The 2,459-nt window shown below is 75.4% G+C and carries 2 protein-coding genes; both read right to left on the bottom strand.

The features are described from left to right. On the bottom strand, window positions 1-1,909 hold a 1,909-nt coding region (locus tag PROKR_RS30120; protein WP_051433526.1), incomplete at its 3' end, for an alpha-amylase family protein. Continuing rightward, on the bottom strand, window positions 1,906-2,459 hold a 554-nt coding region (locus tag PROKR_RS30115), incomplete at its 5' end, for an NAD-binding protein (protein WP_036971656.1). The genes PROKR_RS30115 and PROKR_RS30120, both read right to left, overlap by 4 nt.

Below are 2,459 nucleotides of genomic sequence, written 5' to 3'. Positions count from 1 at the left end.
GCACGACGTCGTGCACGGGGACCGCCGGGCCGTACCCGTTGCCGCGCTGGCCGGAGTGGTTCAGCAGGTGCACCACGAGCCCCGCCGCCGAGCGCCCGACGACGACCTCGACCTGCTCCGGCGCCTCGACGACGACCGGCAGCCGGCCGCCCGGCCGGTCGCGGAGCCGTTCGACGACGAGGTCGACCGCGACGTCGCGCAGCCGGGTGAGCCGGGTGTCCTGGTAGGCCGTGCCCACCACCCAGGGGAGCTGGACCACGGTGCCGGCGCCGTGCCGGCGTTCCCCGCAGACGGGCTCGGTGCCCGGTACGTGGCCGTAGGCCTTCTCCGGCGGGCCGTACGAGGCGTGCTCGACGAGGGGGTACCGCGTCGCGGCGTCCACCCGCCAGGTCACCCGGTGGTGGCGGCCGTGCCGCGGCACGAGCAGCGCGCCCTCGACCGAGGGGGCGTCGTCGAGCTGGACGTAGCTCGACCTCAGCAGGTCGCGGTCGGTGTCGACGGTGGTCTGGGCCAGCGCCGGGAACCAGTCGACCACCGACCCGTCGGGCCCGATGCCGCTGCGGCCGGTGGCTACGATCGAGCCGCCGTCCCGGACGAACCGGTCGAGCGCGGCGACGGCACCGTCGGACAGGGAGGGCAGGTCGGGCAGCACGAGCACCCGGAAGCGCTCGGGCAGGGCCACGGACTCCAGCGCCCCTGCGGGCACGACGTCGAAGGGCACGTGCCGTTCGACCAGGCCGGCCAGCAGTCCCCGGTGCTCCGCGGTGCCGGTGCCGTACCGGCCGTCGTCGTCCAGCAGGTCGGGACGGACCAGGGCCACCTCGGCCGCGGGCGCGAGCCCGGTGTAGTCGAGCCGGTGGTCGCGGTGGAACCGCGTGACCTCGGCGGCCGCGGACAGGCCGCCGTAGGCGATCCGGCCGGTGGGCCCCATGATGTAGGTCGACGGGTTGGCGCCGCGCGAGATCGCCTGGGCGAGGTACTGGCCGAGCATCTCGGGCTGCTCGTCGGCGAGCCGGTACGGCATGTCCCAGAACGCGACGGCATTGACCAGCACGGGCTTGCCGGGGCGCGCCGACCGCAGGGCGCTGACCGCCTCGCCGGTGGCGTACGGCCACAGGGTGCGCCCGATCGCGTTGTTCGCCTCGTGGAACAGCACGTCGGCCGCCGTGCCCAGGATGAGCCCCGCGTCCGGGCGGAGCGCCGCGATGTGGGCCCGGACCCGGGCGGTGAGCGCCTCGATCGTGGCGGCGGCGTACCCGCGCCACTGCCGGTAGCCCGCGTCACCCGCGCGGTCGGGCAGCCGGTCGAGCCCGGTGTGCTCCCGGAAGCCCGTGACGCACGCGGCGCAGTGGCACACGCCGTGCACGCGGCCGGCGTAGTCCACCTCGTTGAAGCCGAACCAGTTGAAGAAGAACCCGTCCACGTCGTAGCGGCCCAGCACCTCGTCGAGCACGTCGAAGAGGCGTTCCTGCTGGTAGCCGGCGCTGGGGCAGACGCTGACCAGGCCCTCGAACTCCTGGCGCGCGCCGGCCGGGGAGACATAGAGCCACTCCGGGTGCGCGTCCGCGATCGCCGGCGCGACCTTGGAGAAGTCCATCCGCGCGAGCAGCCGCACGCCCCGGCGCCGAGCGGCGGCCAGCGCGTCCCCGACGAGGTCGCCGCTCGCCCGCCCGGCCAGGTAGGGGTTGGCTGTCTGGAAGTCGAGCCGGGTCGGGTAGTGGGAGAGGATGCCGCCCACGTTGAGCAGCCAGACGTTCGCGCCGTGCTCCTCGACGGCGTCCAGCGTGCGCTCGACGTCGAGGTCCGCGTCGATCTCGCGGAGGTTGGTCTGGAACACCCCGAACGGCTGCTCCCACCAGCCGGGCCGCACCTGCTCGCCGGTGCCCGGGCGCTGGGTGGTCAGGCTCATCGGTCCACCGCCCCGTTCAGCTCGCGGGCCAGGGCCACCAGCGCCGAGTGGTCGAGGCCGCCGTCCCCGCGCAGCACGAGCGACTGGACCAGCCGCCCGACGACGGCCGTCACGGGCAGAACCGCCCCGCGGGCCCGCGCGGCGTCCTCGACGATGCCCAGGTCCTTGTGGTGCAGAGCGACGCGGAAGCCCGGCTCGAAGTCGCCGGCGAGCACGCCGTCGGCCTTGCGGTCGAGCACGGTGCTGCCGCCGAGCCCGCGGGCGATCACGGAGAGCGCCGTGGCGACGTCGGCGTCGTGGGCCTCCAGGAACACGACGGCCTCGGCGAGCGCCTGGAGGTGCGTGGCGACGACGAGCTGGTTGGCGGCCTTGACCACCTGCCCGCCGCCCGCGTCACCGACCCGCACGACGGTGGTCCCCATGGCCCCGAGCAGATCGCGCCAGCGCTCGAACGCGGCGACCGGCCCGCCGACCATGATCGAGAGCGCGCCCTCGCGCGCCCCGGCCTCCCCGCCCGAGACGGGCGCGTCGAGCGCGTCGTGGCCCGCCG

The sequence above is a fragment of the Promicromonospora kroppenstedtii DSM 19349 genome, assembly GCF_000515355.1.
Taxonomy (GTDB): Bacteria; Actinomycetota; Actinomycetes; order Actinomycetales; family Cellulomonadaceae; genus Promicromonospora; species Promicromonospora kroppenstedtii.
Note: the sequence above shows the minus strand (reverse complement) of the source record. Positions and strands in the feature narration are given on the sequence as shown.